A 13186-nucleotide genomic window follows, 5' to 3' on the forward strand; every position below is an offset into this window, starting at 1 on the left:
ATTAATGCCGCCCGGCTGGGCGTCGACCGAGATTGCGACCCATGCCTTGGGCGATTCCTCGGCCTACAAGCCCGATGGCACGGCCAATGACCTGAGTCAGAACCACCACCATGAGATCACCGATCCGTTGGACCAACGCCTGAACCTGGGGTGCAATCGCATCGCGGGCTTCGAGCAGAAGTGCTACCTGCTGTTGCCACCAACCCAGTGTGCGTAATTCATGATCACGGGGTTCGGTTAGAAGCAGAGGCTCAATGCGTCCGGCGCGCAGTTGATAGAGAAGACGTTGGCTTTCATAAAGACGAACCGGTCGTAGCACCCAGCCTTGCCAGCGCGACTGGTTGTTGAGTTGGTTGCGCAAACGTTCCAGTTCGCGGGTGGAAACCAAACGCCGGTCGAGGAGGTAACGCCGCAGTTCCGGCCACTCACCGCAGATCCCTAGCAATTCGGCACTGATCAATTCGGCATTGCGGACCAGCCAGTTGCTCACAAGCGTCTCCAGTTGCAAAAGTGCCTTGGGATGGTCGGCGGGGAGGAGCTGACCGTCCACAAGAACGGGTTGGTCACATAACAGTGGATCGAGCATTCGGCGTGGAGCAGGCAGTTCTTCATCCCCTTGGCTCAGATCAGAATCGTTAATTAACTGCTGCGCAACGCTCTGCAAGGCTTCCCCACGAGGAAGGCGCACATAGTTTCCCGTCATCGCTTGGATCGCCTGACGCCTCAATTCGGGCTGGAGACTTAGCCATTGCTCTTCAACGTCCGTGGTCTGGCTAGAGCTGGTCTGGGTCCTCAGGCGTTCGATCACCTGGTCGAGTTGGTTGAGAAGGGCAAGCAGCAGATCGCGGCGGCGTTCTGGATGGAGACCCTCAATCGCTAGCAAAGTGCCGGTGCCATTCCCTAAACCAGTGGCTAATGCGGTTTCGACCCGCTCTTGGATCGAGGCCCAGACCGCAATCGCATTGCGTTCTCGCACTGTGATGGCCATGCCCGATCCCAGCGGCCCAGGCTGCTCGGAGTAGTTGCCGGTGGTTGAAGCGTTATGTGACAAGGGTTGTGCGTCTGCCAGCCCGACTTGCAAAGGGCCCCAGAGCCACAGCAAGAGGTTGCGGGCGCTTCTCAGTTCCCGCTGACGGCCCTCTAGTAAAAAACGGAGTAGCAGGTTCTCCGGTGGGGGAATCAACAGAGCATCGATCAGTTGAAGATCGTTGCTGATCTGTTGCAGCCCACTGGTGAGCAGCCATTGGCCTAGCCCCATCGGGGCTTGTTGTGTTGGTTGTGCTTCCGTTGGGTCGAAGAGCCGAATGATTCGGCCGCCATTTAACAGAGTGGAGATGCCCTCCCGCAGCGTGGGCAGGTCTGGGGCCTGAAGCAGTCCAGGACAGTCCAGATTGAGAAGATCGCTTGTGGATAGGCGCAGAGAATTCGGCAGCAACAGCAGTAACGGTGAGGGTTGCCAGTCTTCCTGGAGCTTGATCAGTTCGCCTTGAAGCAGGGTGAGCGACTGCACATCCTCGACGGACCAAATCACCAGACAGGGGTGCGCTTTGAGCTGATCTGGCCGTAGACAGACAGCACATTCAGGATCTTCTGCTGTGAGTTGGAGGGCTAGCGACTCACCCAGAAGTCCAGGCGCCAGCAACAGGATCTCGGCTTTCGCAGCGTTCACCGGGTCACCAGCAGGTCCAACTGTTTCAAACGTAACGAGCAAATGGAGGGATCTCCAGTGCTGGGTGCTGATCAGTTGCCGCTTCGCCGACCGTTGAGCTGAAGGGTGTAGGACTCAATGCGATAGCCGGTAACGGTCTCGATCCGTTCCAGCAAATCCGTGGGAAGTTTCACATCGATGTCTTCGATACGCCCACTGTCGAGGCAGGTGAGGTGACTGTGGGGATCGCTCCGGTAGCCGTAAAGCCGTCCATTGGCCCGGTCGAGGCACTCGATCACACCCGCGGATTGAAGCGCTTCGAGGTTCTGATAAACGGAGGTGTGGCCAATACTCCGGCCCCGGGCATTCAACTTCTCAAAAATGTCCCGTGCACTCATATGGCTTGCTTCACTCCACAGCAGATCGAGCACCATGCGTCGCTGTCGACTGAGGCGCATACCAAGCTTTCGACAGCGCTCGAAGGCGTCATGCACCCCTTGACCGATCAGTGACGGTTCAGAAGGCGAATTGTCACCAGTCCTGCCCGTCACAGTCGTTGATGAAGTGACTTCAGCTTAAGAGGACGGTTCTCTCAATGCACGTCAGGCCATAGCGTTCATGCCTGTGTCTGGATCCTGAAGGCGGCCTTCTCCGATGGCCTGAATCGCCTCTTTCAGCGTGACTCGGCCGTCGTAGAGCGCGCGACCGACAATCACGCCGGAGACGCCATGTGCGGCAAGACCCAACAGTGCCAGGAGGTCGGCCATGCAGCCCACTCCTCCGGAGGCGATGACAGGAACCGAGCTGGCATCAGCCATGCAGCGAAGGGCGTCGAGATTCGGCCCGGCAAGCGTTCCGTCGGTGGCGATATCGGTGCTGATGATGGCAGCAAGACCGGTGCGGCTGAGCTCGCGGGCTAGGGATGTGGCCTCCACATCACTCTCCTTCAACCATCCTCGTGTGGCGACCTTGCCGTCTCGCGCGTCAATACCCACGACGATTCGTCCGGGGTGTTTTGCTGCAAGATCTTTCACCAGACCTGGATCCTCGATCGCTGCCGTGCCAAGGATGACCCGATCAAGGCCGTAATCCAGCAGGGACTCTGCCCGTTCAAAAGAACGCACCCCACCGCCCAGCTGTACAGGGATCGATAGCGCTTCAGTGATCATGCGCACGATGGCGTCATTGACCGGAGCACCACTTTTGGCACCATCAAGATCGACAAGATGGAGACGGCTTGCCCCTTGCTCCTGCCAGCTCAGGGCCTGGGTGACGGGGTCATCGCTGAATTGGGTGACCTGGTCGTAGTCCCCCTGATGCAGGCGCACGCAGGCTCCACCGAGAAGGTCGATGGCGGGGATGATCTCCATGCGTCTGGTCAGTGATCTCTTGATCATCCTGCAGTGCTGAGTCACAACACACGCTTCAATAGCGGCGAGTGGCGCTGATGTGATGAAGATCCTTGTGATGGGTGGAACTCGTTTTGTGGGGAAGCCTCTGGTGGCATCTCTGTTGGCTCAGGGGCATGAGCTCACACTGTTCACCCGAGGGCGTCAAGCCGCTCCAGATGCTGTTGTGCATCTCAAAGGCGATCGCACCAATCCAGAGGATCTGGTGCAGCTCAAAGGTCACGACTTCGATGTGATCATCGATAGTTCAGGTCGTTCACTGGTTGACACGCAGTCGGTGGTGGCGGTCACCGGCGCGCCTTCACACCGGCTTCTTTATGTCAGCTCTGCTGGTGTTTACGCCGGTTCGGATGTTTGGCCATTGGACGAGCAGGCGGAGGTGGATCCAGCCAGTCGTCACGCTGGCAAGGCGGAAACTGAGGCTTGGTTGCTACGGGAGGGGATCCCCTTCACCAGCTTCAGGCCGACCTACATCGTTGGCCCGGGTAACTACAACCCTGTGGAACGGTGGTTCTTCGATCGTGTTTGTCATGATCTGCCGGTGCCGATGCCTGGTGACGGCACCACCATCACGCAATTGGGGCATGTGGACGACCTCGCCGACGCGATGCTGAGGTCCTTGGCTGTGGATGCAGCGGCGAATCGCATCTACAACTGCTCATCTCGCAAAGGAATCACCTTCTCTGGTGTCGTGAAGGCGGCTGCTCTTGCCTGCGGTAAGGATCCCAGCACTGTGGACATCCGTCACTTCGATCCCAGTGGTCTGAATCCAAAGGCACGCAAGGCCTTTCCGTTACGCCTTGACCACTTCCTTACCGACGTGAGCCGCGCCGAACGAGAGCTTGCCTGGGTGCCTCGCTTCGATGCCATCTCCGCTTTCCAGCACAACTACGATCTCGACTACAGCCAACGACCATCAGCCTCCCCCGATGTCAGTGGTGATGCGGCCTTGATCGGCCTGGCTTGAGGTACCCCACCGCTGAATGAAGGGCTAAAAGCAGTGAAGGCCAGAACAGCCACCACCCCAGTTGCTGCAAGGACAGGATCAGAGGCTCTGGCCCCCAAGTCTCGGGCCAGAGCAACAAGAGCAGGCTGGTGAATTGCAAAACAGTCTTCGCTTTTCCCCAGCGGGACGCTGGCGCCCCATCGTCGGCATCCCTGCGCCAACCTGAGATCAGCATTTCCCTGGCGAGTAAGAGCCAGACCGCCCACAACGGCAGTGTTTGATGCGTTGCCAACCAGATCAGAGGAGCGGCGAGTAGAAGTTTGTCGGCGAGTGGATCAAGCCGAGCCCCCCAGCTGCTACCTCCACCTGCGCGACGCGCCATCCAGCCATCAAGGGCATCGCTGATGCCAGCCAGTAGCAGGAGGCTCCAGGCCAGGGCTTGTTGTTGGGCGATCAGGGCCATTAGCAAAGGAAGACCTGCTACCGCCCTGAATACGGTGAGGCGATCGGCCCAGGTGCGCCATCGGGATTCCAAGCTCAGAATGCATGCAGTTGGTTGCATTCCATGGTGCTTCAGCAGACGGTCCGCGATGTGATGACCTCTCCGGTATTGACCGTCACGCCTGAAACCGAACTTCAGGAAGCTGTGAGATTGCTTAGTCAGCACCACATCAGTGGGCTTGCAGTGGTCAACGGCAACCGGGAACTGATCGGTGAATTAACCGAGCAGAATCTGATGGTGAGAGAAAGCGGTGTTGATGCCGGTCCTTACGTCATGCTCCTGGACAGCGTGATTTATCTACGTAATCCACTGAACTGGGACAAACAGGTCCATCAGGTCCTGGGTGACGCGGTGAAGGATCTGATGGTTGAGGACACGCACTCCTGTGCGGAAACACTGCCGTTGCCTAAAGCAGCTGCTCTGCTGCATGAGCGCAGTACCCAACGTCTTTATGTCGTGAATGAAAGCAAGCAACCTGTTGGCGTGATCACCCGAGGGGATGTGGTGAGAGCCCTCGCTGATCAGGGTGGTTGATGCGTACTGCTGTGAACATCGCGATCCGTCCGTCTGCACTGTTACTCCTGGCGTTGGGGACGACACTTGGAGTCCCTCTCCAGCCGGCATTGCCAGAGGCTTCAGCTCGTCCAGTTGATGAAATGGAAGAAAGCGCCTTCCTTGATCTTGTTGACAAGGAAGGACTTGTTTTGATCACTGCCATCGGAGTGGAGGCGGTTGATGCAGAGGCCCGTCGGCGACGGCTCAGCCTTCCTGCTTTGGGTTACTGGTCACCCGATGGAGGTTGTTTCCGCCGGCCTCCTCAAGATGACTGCAATGGAATTTTTAGGCCCTGAGCATGCCTCAGGGCATTGGTGGAGGCAGCAGCGGCGGCGGCGGCGCGTCATGGAATTGTTCAGGTGCCGGATGAGCGGATAAATCGTTGTCAGCTCTCTCGGTCTCGCTGATGCCTTCTGTCTCGCTTGGTTGTGGCATGGCCAGTGGATCAGGCATGACAAGCGGGGGTGGCAAGTCAGGTGGCAGCGTCGGACGGAGACTTGGTGAAACTGGAGGAACTTGTTGTTCGGCAGACTCCCCGCGAATGAGGTTGGGGGCGGGCTGGAGACTCTCTCTCAAGACCAGAGGATCTGCGGTAATCGGTGGTTCAGGAAGAGGGGAGCGATCAGAGTGGATCTCCAATGTTTGCTCTGCTTCGAGATCCGGTCGTTGAACAGGCCCCGATTTTGGCGGCCAGATCATGCGTGCAACCGGTTCTACGCCTTGTTCCATCACCCGGTTCAGTCCTGCGAGAGAGCGGTCTAAAAGCCGTCCTGCTAGCCACTGACTGCAGTCCAAGGGATTGGAACAGCGATTGTTCATCCTGATCTTCAGCCCGATGTTGTCCATCAGGTCACCGCGAAGGGGGGCGCGGCGTTGACTCAAACGCAGCAGGTATGGAACGTGCACGAAACTGGTTGCCCCGCCACTGATCCAATTGGCGTCTTCTTCTGTGAAGCCTTTGACCCCAGGAATGATGAGTCTGCTCTTGGAGGCATGATCGGGTAGATAGGCGCTCACCAGCCCCCGTCGTCTTGCCAGGTCTCGTGTTTGCTCGAGTGTTAGGCCGTCTTTGCTCATCAACATCTCGAGTCGGCCGTCCTGACGGAGCCCGAACACCATTCGGATCCGTGGCAGGTAGTAACGGATCCGTTGGCCCATGCTGATGCTGTAAGCACCGGTGTAGGCCGCTGGCGGCTCTTCAAGGTCGTTGTAAACGCTATGCAGACCTCCGATGAATGTGTCGTAGAGATCGGACTTCTCGGCTGTCAGTTCGCCATAGCTGAAATCGACACCGCCGTCTTTGCGGATGCCGATCGAAGCGCGTTGACGAGCTGCGGTGCGATTGCGCCCCTTCCAGACCTTTTGTCCGAACTTGAGGTCTCCCAGGGGAACGGTGATCTCCTGGCCGCCTGCTTCGAGGTGACGCTCGTACATCGGCCCGGTGACGTAGGCCAAAGCGGCGCTGTCCTGGAAGGCATCCTGTTCACGGTCCCATCCCTCCAGCAGTCCGATCCTCACCTTGCGCGGATCGAAATCCAGGGCGTAAACCTCATCGTCAGGCACATAGCGAAACGCACCTCCGGCTTCACCCAGATTGTCGAAACTTGCGCTGGTGCCCTGCTCCCCTGGGCCAGGAGTGTCGGGTGCCAGGGCAATGAGCGTGGCGAACGTGATCAGGGGTAAACCAACGATCCAGAGCCGTTTGCGCACGAACCAAGCACGCCGCCTGCGGCGTGCTTTTCGCGGGGTCTTGTTCTTAGGAAGGCGTTGATGCGATTCAGCCTGAGGCTTGCGCGTTCTGGCCTGGGCCGATTTGGAGAGAGTGCTGGTCACCTGGCCACCCTCGCTTCAGCCCGGTTCGGATGCGGTTCGAACCAAGGCACGATGGCATGGTCCGCCACGAGCCATTTGCGATAGCTCTCATCGCAGTGGTGACCACCCGTCAATTGCCCAAAGGCCGGAATCAGCAGACGCTGTTGAGAAGGGTTGTACGCAAAGCAGGGCAGCCTGAGCCTGTCGCAACCGTTGCCAATGCCGGCAACTGGATGAACATGACCACAGACATTGAGCAACTGATCCTGCTGTTCAGGCGGTGGTTCCGGTTCATGACTTAACCAGAGGTCTCCGCATCGATAACTGGGCTGTTGAGGGAGCCCCTCGATCAGGCTTGAGCGGTCGTGGTTGCCTCCGATCAACTTCACAGGGCAGCCACAGAGGTGAGGAAGCGTACGCAAGATTTGGCGCAATCTCTCGGTTAGGCCAAGTTCTCCATGAATCAGATCCCCAAGCACAATCAGCAGTTCAGGGCTGAAGCGTTGGCAGAGTTTGATTAAGGGGTTGAGGGTGCCTCGATCGCCATCGCTAGGGATCGGGATGCCATGGCGTTGAAACAGTTCGGCCTTGCCGAGATGCAAATCAGCAACTAACAGCTGCCTGGAATGGGGTCTCCACAGAGCACGATCGGCCAGAAAAACTAGCTCTTCACGCTGCCATTGCCAGGTGTGACTTATCCCCGGCATGGGTCGAGCCTGATGTCAGAGCCGCAGTGCATTTGAGCATCTTGGCGAATAACCCCTGTATTGGCCAGCACATTCCTTGAAGAAATGCCAATGTGCATCCTTGTAATCGATTTGATTTCCGCATGACCCTGGCATTGCTTGTTGCTCTGGCTGGTTCGCTTGTGGCGATGGGCCTGATTGTGCGACGCCTCGATCAGGGTTGAAGCTGACATGCAGCCTCTGCGTCTTCTGCTGCTCGCGGTCACCCTCCTGGCAACCACCCCTGTGGATGCCTTTGCAAAGGTGCTTCGGGTTGGAATTAGTGGCACGGCTCCCTTTGTTGTGAGGGAGGGGAGTGTCTACAGCGGGATCAGTGTCGAAATCTGGCAGGACGTGTCCACTCGCTTGAATCAGCCGTTCGAGTGGGTTGGTCAGCCCAATACCGATGCCAGCCTGCGTGCCCTTGCGAAGGGTGATCTTGATCTAGCTGTCGGTCCGATCAGCATTACTCCGGAGCGACTGGCTGATCCGCATGTTGATTTCACCCAGCCCTATTTCCTGGCGGAAGAAGGCTTGATGGTGCCGATCACAGCGCCGACCCTGTTCAGTCGCCTCCAACCGTTCTTTGGCCTGGCGGCACTCTCCTCGGCTGGGATTTTGGTCTTCCTGCTGTTTGTTGTCGGCAATCTGATCTGGTTGGCTGAACGGCGCCGCAACAGCGATCAATTCCCCCGCGCCTACTTCCATGGCGTTGGCAATGGCATGTGGTTCGCGTTGGTCACACTCACCACGGTTGGCTACGGCGATCGTTCCCCCCAGTCCAGGAGCGGCAGAGTCATTGCCGGTGTGTGGATGGTCCTTTCTCTCGTTGCTCTTTCCTCGATCACCGCGGGCCTGGCGACCGCCTTCACCGTGTCCTTCTCAAGGACGGCGCCATCAGGGATTGAGTCTCTCGATGACCTCAGGCAGATGTCGGTCGCTGTGGTCAAAGGCACCAGCGGCGAATCCCTCGCAAGCTTCTATGGTGCCAAGCCCGAAGTGGCAAATACCCTTCCGGAGGCGATCACTCTGCTCAAGAACCACCAGGTTCAGGCCGTGATGTTCGATTCCATTCAGCTCCGGTACTACCTCAGTCAAAATCGGAGTTCTGGGCTCAAGGTCTCTCCGTTCTCTGTCGCCAAGCAGGCTTACGGATTTTCAGTGCCTGTAGGTAGCCCATTGCGCACCCCGATTGATGTGCAGTTGGTGAATATGCAGCTCGACGGCAGGATCAAAAGCATCACCCGTCAGGCCTTGAAGTAAGCGTCTTGGGAGCTTCTCCGGTCGAAGGACGGTCTCACACAAGGCTGTGGTGACGTCGGAGCCCATCTTCAATCAAAAAGGAGGCCAGGCTGCTGCAGCTGCGACCTTCTCGAAGGGCATGTTGCTTGAGTTGTCCCATCACCCCTCCCGGCAATGTCACATTGAGACGTTCGGACTCAGCTGCCTCGGCGACGTCTGCGGCGGATGGTGATGGTGTCTCTGCTTCGAGGCGTTCCTGCAGCTCCTTCAGAAGTGATCGCAGAATTGACACGTTGACGACACGTATTAGTGCCTAAATTGTAGCCCTTCTCCTCTGCTCGGAAGCGGCGGGTGCACGCGTTAACCTGGCCCGGACTTAACGGGAGTTGTGATGCGATCTCTGGCTATGAAGCTTGCCCCTGGCCAGGATCTGCGTCATGTCCTTGAAGCTCTGGCCCTCAGCCACAACGTGTCGGGTTATGTGCTTGGTGTGGTCGGCAACTTGTCTAGAGCCGCTTTTCAATGCCCAGGCCAATCGGAGCCGAATGTTCTTGAGGGTGACCTCGAAATCATCACGCTTCAGGGCCATTTCTCACCCGATGGAGCTCATTTGCACCTGAGCCTTTCCGATGCTGCTTGCCAGGTGTGGGGAGGCCATCTCGAGCCTGGCACGCTTGTGCTCAAGGGTGCTGACCTCCTCTTGGGACTGCTCGATCAACCTCTTCCTCAGGCACCATCCAATCTGGATCTCCACCAACCGACTCGAGTTAAGCCGAATTCTGTCGAACCCGTTGCTGCTCCGCGAGTGGAGGTGGCTGTGCTCCCAGGATGTCCCTGGTGTACACGTGCTATTCGCATTCTCCGCAGTCTCGACATTGCCCATGCGTTGATCACTGTCGACAGTGATGAGACCTACAACGCTTTGCATCAACGCAGTGCAATGACCACGTTCCCTCAGGTGTTCATCGACGGCTCTGTGATCGGCGGTTACGACGCTCTTGCTCAGCTGCATGCGGATGGATCTCTGGACCGACTGCGTTGACAGATCCTCAGACTGCTGACCTTTGGGCCCTCAAGCCCTGGTGGTGTCAACCATGGTCAATCCTGCTGACAGGGTTTTGCATCGCTTTCGCGAGTTGGTGGTTCTTTCACCTCATCTGGCTCACCATTGCCGTTTCGTTGGCCGTGTTGCTTTGGTGGGTGTTGTTTCTGGTTCTCGCACCAACGGCTTATCGCCTGGAGGCTGAGCAAAACCAGTTGGATCGGAACACCCCCTAAACGTTCGTCTGTGGTGTTGGATGAGCAGACTGCTGGTTAGGGCTGCTGCTCGAGCCGATAGCGCTGCTTTTCGCTCATCAGTTCGTTTTCCAATTGGCCAATCAGTCTGCTAACGAGGGACTGAAATTCGGGCTGGCATCCGCGGAATGCTGCTTTATGGCGGATCGGTTCGTTGCGGGTGCGTAGATCGGTGAGCATCAGTTCCAGGGCGTCGATGCTGGCGTTGCTGTTCATGGCTCGGATCCACCTTCCCGAGAGGCTATGACAGGGGCATGACCTGGCGATAGCCACCAGCCTCGATCACCTGCAGTGACGTGTCGAACAAGGTCGTCAGCGTTGGTCCGTTCAGGATTTGATCCTTGGGGCCGTCTTGCATCACAGCCCCCTCTTTGAGACAAATCACACGCTTGATCTCGGGGATGATGGCCTCCACCTGGTGGGTGATCATCACCAAAGTGGTTTGAGATTGACAGAGCTGACGAAGGTTGTTCAGCAGGCTGTGCTTAGCCCTCAGGTCAAGAGCATTGGTCGGTTCGTCAAGGACAAGCACATCCGGTTGATGGACCAATGCTCTCGCGATCAGGACGCGACGGCGCTGACCATCCGAGAGACACTTAAAGCGTTCCTGGGCAAGCTCGGCGATGTCAAAGAGCTCCAAAAGCTTGAAAGCACGATCCAGCTGGGTTTGGCTAGGTCTCTGATCCCGACGTAGCCCCACGGATCCAAAGAAGGCCGAGAGAACCAGATCGATCACACGCACGAGGCGGGGCACCCGCTGCTCGAGTTCGGTTGATACAAGGCCGATCCGTCGTCGCAACTCCCATTGCAGAGGTAAATCAGATCCGAGCAGTCGTAGGTGGGAGCCTGGTTTGACCACAGGATGAAGACTGCGGTCAATCAGTCGTACTAACGTGCTTTTCCCCGATCCATTCGGTCCGAGAATCGCGGTGTGTTCACCTGTGCGAAGGCTGAGAGTGAGATTGTGGAACACACATCTGGTTTCGATCCAGGCTTCAACGGCCTGCAGCTCAAGCCAGGGGTGAGTGCTGTCTTTCACTGAGTTGTTGTTGATGTCGTCCGTCTGTTCGCAGTGTGGATCAAGATCGTGGCGAGCGGATCGCTCTCTTGGTGGACGCCTTGTTTGTGCCCGATGTGGAGCCCCTCAGGGCGCGGTTGTGGTTCGTTCTAGGCCGCGTGGATCTCAGCAACGAATCAAGATCAGTTGGTGGTGGTGGTTACTGCTTGGTCTTGCCCTTGTGGTCATCCTCCAGCTTCTCTGAACTGGTTCAGTGACCTTTCGAAGGTGGATTGGAGCGCAGCTGCTGAACCACCAACGTCATGCAGCCGGCAAGCGCACGACTTTCTTTCAGTTCTGTGCTGTAGATCCTTCCCCTCTGGATCTGGGCAAGGCTCGCGAGGGTTAGATCCTGTCCTTCCATCAGAGTCAGTGCATCAACAGGCACTGGTAGTGGGCCCACGAAAACGTGCAGCAGTCGTTGCTTGTTGAGGTGGGTGAACCAGGGCATTAAGTGGCGGGCCCGCAGATTGATCTCTTCCAACAATTCCCGTCTCAATCCCACTTCGGCAGACTCACATGCTTCGAGATGCCCCCCGAACAGCCCCCAGCATCCAGGGGCAATGATCCCTTCAACGTCATCTCGGAGTTGCAGAAGCCAGCGGTCGTTTTGATGCAGCATGGCGACGGCTACCTCGGTGCGAGCAGTCATGGTTGAGAACTGGTGTCGCTGTCATCAGCTTGATTTAGATCATTCACCTGGTCTGTGGGTTCAAAGTGAGTGTTTGGTCAGATCAACTCGGGATGGTTGGGATCACCCTTGAAGGGACCGATCACGGCCGAGCTGATCCAGCCTCCATAGAAGCCGCCGGGTTGCGGTATCACTGGTTCGTCATTCAGCCAGCACCCATCCATCAGGCCTGGGTAGAGCGCGAACCAACCGCGTATCGACGCAAAGGCACGCGACGGTTGGTGATAACACCACACAGCTCTGGGCACCGTTCGTCTGTGGCTGCAAACGTCGAAGTAACTGGCCACCCCTTTCCATTCGCAGAAACTGTGACCTGAGGCTGGCCTTAACAGCTCCCTCTTGGTCTGTTCCGGTGGCAGGTAATAGGTGGGTGGGTGATAGGTCTCCAACACTTTCAAGCAGCCAGTGCCATCGAACAACACCTCATTGCCGACTTTGACAAGAACGTGTTCAGTGGCCTCTTCAATCCTGGGAGGACGTGGATAGTCGCGGACATGTTCCAAGGGGACCTGCTGCATCAGCGTTCACCGATGATGGCGACGGATGGTCAACACTGAGATGTCCAATTCTCTGCCCTTGCAACCGGTGGTCATCCTCGGTGGTTTCTTGATCACACCTGAGGCCTATGCCGGTATCGCCTCTTGGCTACGTAACCAGGGTGCGGAGGTGGCGGTCGTTCCAGCCAGTCGGTTGGATTGGATGCTCACAACCTGGGCGTTGGGTTGGACGCGTTTGCTGGACCGAGTGCATGAACGTGCGACGCACCTAGCCCGTCATTCGCCAACGGGGAAGGTGACACTCATCGGCCACAGCTCAGGTGGCGTGATGCTGAGGCTCTATCTCACAGACGACCTCTTCGCTGGTCGCTGTTATCGGGGCTCTGAAGTCTGCAATCGACTGATCAGCCTCGGCAGCCCGCATCAAGCCAAGCGCGCCACTCCGCTTAGGGCCATGGTTGATCGTCGCTTCCCTGGTGTGGCCGTCGACGGAATTGATTATTTTGCTGTCGCTGGTTGCCTTGATCTTGCCTCCGCCAATGCAAGTGGATTCAGTCGCCGCAGTGCTTCTGGCAGTTACCGCAACATTGCCGGAACCGTTGATGTCGACGGTGATGGCCTCGTGCCTGTGCAGTCAGCGTTGCTAAAAGGAGCACGCCATCTGGTGCTGGCTGACACGGCCCATGGCGGCTTGTTTGGTTCGAGCTGGTATGGATCGGATGACCGGATTGGGCTGTGGGCGAATCAGATTGGTTTGTAGCCAACCCAGTCGGGCTGGAAGGTGCAGGAGGTTTGATCAGGCGCGG

19 protein-coding genes are annotated in these 13186 nt (G+C 57.5%); 8 read left to right on the forward strand and 11 right to left on the reverse strand.

The annotated features are described in order from the left end of the window. Nucleotide 1: 1 nt before the first annotated feature. From DXY10_RS00515 to hisA, 3 genes are all read right to left on the reverse strand, one after another. Nucleotides 2–1669 carry a DUF3685 domain-containing protein gene (locus DXY10_RS00515; RefSeq protein ID WP_115015307.1) on the reverse strand — a complete coding sequence of 556 codons (1668 nt, stop codon included), beginning with the start codon at nt 1667–1669 and terminating at the stop codon, nt 2–4. Between the two features lie 71 nt (nt 1670–1740). Then, nucleotides 1741–2106, reverse strand: a complete 366-nt coding sequence (locus DXY10_RS00520) for a Fur family transcriptional regulator (protein ID WP_115015310.1) — start codon at nt 2104–2106, stop codon at nt 1741–1743. Between the two features lie 144 nt (nt 2107–2250). After that, nucleotides 2251–3018 carry a 1-(5-phosphoribosyl)-5-[(5-phosphoribosylamino)methylideneamino]imidazole-4-carboxamide isomerase gene (gene hisA / locus DXY10_RS00525; protein WP_115014792.1) on the reverse strand — a complete coding sequence of 256 codons (768 nt, stop codon included), beginning with the start codon at nt 3016–3018 and terminating at the stop codon, nt 2251–2253. A gap of 82 nt (nt 3019–3100) precedes the next feature. Between hisA and DXY10_RS00530 the strand changes: the two genes are divergently transcribed. Further along, the gene (locus DXY10_RS00530; RefSeq protein WP_115014795.1) at nt 3101–4024 is read left to right on the forward strand and encodes an NAD-dependent epimerase/dehydratase family protein; all 924 of its coding nucleotides are present in this window, start codon (nt 3101–3103) and stop codon (nt 4022–4024) included. Here the strand turns inward: DXY10_RS00530 and DXY10_RS00535 are convergent. Beyond that, nucleotides 3990–4538: a CDP-alcohol phosphatidyltransferase family protein gene (locus tag DXY10_RS00535; protein WP_244281849.1), complete on the reverse strand. Its 549-nt coding sequence runs from the start codon at nt 4536–4538 to the stop codon at nt 3990–3992. The two genes, DXY10_RS00530 and DXY10_RS00535, sit on opposite strands and share 35 nt — an antisense overlap. Before the next feature lie 30 nt (nt 4539–4568). Between DXY10_RS00535 and DXY10_RS00540 the strand changes: the two genes are divergently transcribed. Both DXY10_RS00540 and DXY10_RS15095 read left to right on the forward strand, forming a co-directional pair. After that, nucleotides 4569–5039, forward strand: a complete 471-nt coding sequence (locus tag DXY10_RS00540; RefSeq protein ID WP_115014800.1) for a CBS domain-containing protein — start codon at nt 4569–4571, stop codon at nt 5037–5039. Continuing rightward, the gene (locus tag DXY10_RS15095) at nt 5039–5356 is read left to right on the forward strand and encodes a hypothetical protein (RefSeq protein WP_371411096.1); all 318 of its coding nucleotides are present in this window, start codon (nt 5039–5041) and stop codon (nt 5354–5356) included. Before DXY10_RS00540 ends, DXY10_RS15095 begins: the two co-directional genes overlap by 1 nt. 7 nt (nt 5357–5363) lie before the next feature. On the opposite strand, the gene DXY10_RS00550 is transcribed toward DXY10_RS15095, so the two are convergent. Both DXY10_RS00550 and pdeM read right to left on the reverse strand, forming a co-directional pair. Continuing rightward, nucleotides 5364–6893, reverse strand: coding sequence for a hypothetical protein (locus DXY10_RS00550; RefSeq protein ID WP_371411097.1), 1530 nt, complete (start codon nt 6891–6893; stop codon nt 5364–5366). Beyond that, the gene (gene pdeM, locus DXY10_RS00555; protein WP_115014802.1) at nt 6890–7579 is read right to left on the reverse strand and encodes a ligase-associated DNA damage response endonuclease PdeM; all 690 of its coding nucleotides are present in this window, start codon (nt 7577–7579) and stop codon (nt 6890–6892) included. Before pdeM ends, DXY10_RS00550 begins: the two co-directional genes overlap by 4 nt. Before the next feature lie 210 nt (nt 7580–7789). Between pdeM and DXY10_RS00560 the strand changes: the two genes are divergently transcribed. Continuing rightward, entirely contained in the window at nt 7790–8860 is a 1071-nt protein-coding gene (locus DXY10_RS00560; RefSeq protein WP_115014805.1) for a transporter substrate-binding domain-containing protein, read from the forward strand. Nucleotides 8861–8894: 34 nt separating this feature from the next. On the opposite strand, the gene DXY10_RS00565 is transcribed toward DXY10_RS00560, so the two are convergent. Beyond that, nucleotides 8895–9131, reverse strand: coding sequence for a CopG family transcriptional regulator (locus DXY10_RS00565; RefSeq protein WP_115014808.1), 237 nt, complete (start codon nt 9129–9131; stop codon nt 8895–8897). Nucleotides 9132–9230: 99 nt separating this feature from the next. On the opposite strand from DXY10_RS00565, the gene DXY10_RS00570 reads away from it, so the two are divergent. Both DXY10_RS00570 and DXY10_RS14770 read left to right on the forward strand, forming a co-directional pair. Continuing rightward, a complete protein-coding gene (locus DXY10_RS00570; RefSeq protein ID WP_115014810.1) occupies nt 9231–9881 on the forward strand; it encodes a PCC domain-containing protein in 651 nt (216 codons plus the stop codon). Beyond that, nucleotides 9878–10117, forward strand: coding sequence for a DUF6737 family protein (locus tag DXY10_RS14770; protein WP_115014813.1), 240 nt, complete (start codon nt 9878–9880; stop codon nt 10115–10117). Before DXY10_RS00570 ends, DXY10_RS14770 begins: the two co-directional genes overlap by 4 nt. Nucleotides 10118–10153: 36 nt before the next feature. On the opposite strand, the gene DXY10_RS00580 is transcribed toward DXY10_RS14770, so the two are convergent. Together DXY10_RS00580 and DXY10_RS00585 are read right to left on the reverse strand one after the other, a co-directional pair. Further along, nucleotides 10154–10351, reverse strand: coding sequence for a hypothetical protein (locus DXY10_RS00580; protein WP_115014816.1), 198 nt, complete (start codon nt 10349–10351; stop codon nt 10154–10156). A gap of 25 nt (nt 10352–10376) precedes the next feature. Further along, nucleotides 10377–11174 (reverse strand): ABC transporter ATP-binding protein, encoded by a 798-nt coding sequence (locus tag DXY10_RS00585; RefSeq protein ID WP_170955642.1) that lies wholly within the window; start codon nt 11172–11174, stop codon nt 10377–10379. A 35-nt stretch (nt 11175–11209) separates the two neighbouring features. Between DXY10_RS00585 and DXY10_RS00590 the strand changes: the two genes are divergently transcribed. Then, a complete protein-coding gene (locus DXY10_RS00590) occupies nt 11210–11410 on the forward strand; it encodes a hypothetical protein (protein ID WP_170955643.1) in 201 nt (66 codons plus the stop codon). Here the strand turns inward: DXY10_RS00590 and DXY10_RS00595 are convergent. Together DXY10_RS00595 and DXY10_RS00600 are read right to left on the reverse strand one after the other, a co-directional pair. Further along, complete coding sequence (locus tag DXY10_RS00595) at nt 11404–11844, reverse strand: NUDIX domain-containing protein (protein ID WP_115014823.1); 441 nt, start codon at nt 11842–11844, stop codon at nt 11404–11406. The two genes, DXY10_RS00590 and DXY10_RS00595, sit on opposite strands and share 7 nt — an antisense overlap. A 77-nt stretch (nt 11845–11921) precedes the next feature. Beyond that, nucleotides 11922–12401, reverse strand: a complete 480-nt coding sequence (locus DXY10_RS00600) for a DUF427 domain-containing protein (RefSeq protein WP_115014826.1) — start codon at nt 12399–12401, stop codon at nt 11922–11924. 40 nt (nt 12402–12441) lie between these two features. Between DXY10_RS00600 and DXY10_RS00605 the strand changes: the two genes are divergently transcribed. Then, nucleotides 12442–13140: a triacylglycerol lipase gene (locus DXY10_RS00605; RefSeq protein WP_115015318.1), complete on the forward strand. Its 699-nt coding sequence runs from the start codon at nt 12442–12444 to the stop codon at nt 13138–13140. Nucleotides 13141–13186 lie beyond the last annotated feature (46 nt).

Origin of the sequence: Synechococcus sp. UW140 (assembly GCF_900474295.1) — a bacterium.
Taxonomy (GTDB): Bacteria; Cyanobacteriota; Cyanobacteriia; order PCC-6307; family Cyanobiaceae; genus Synechococcus_C.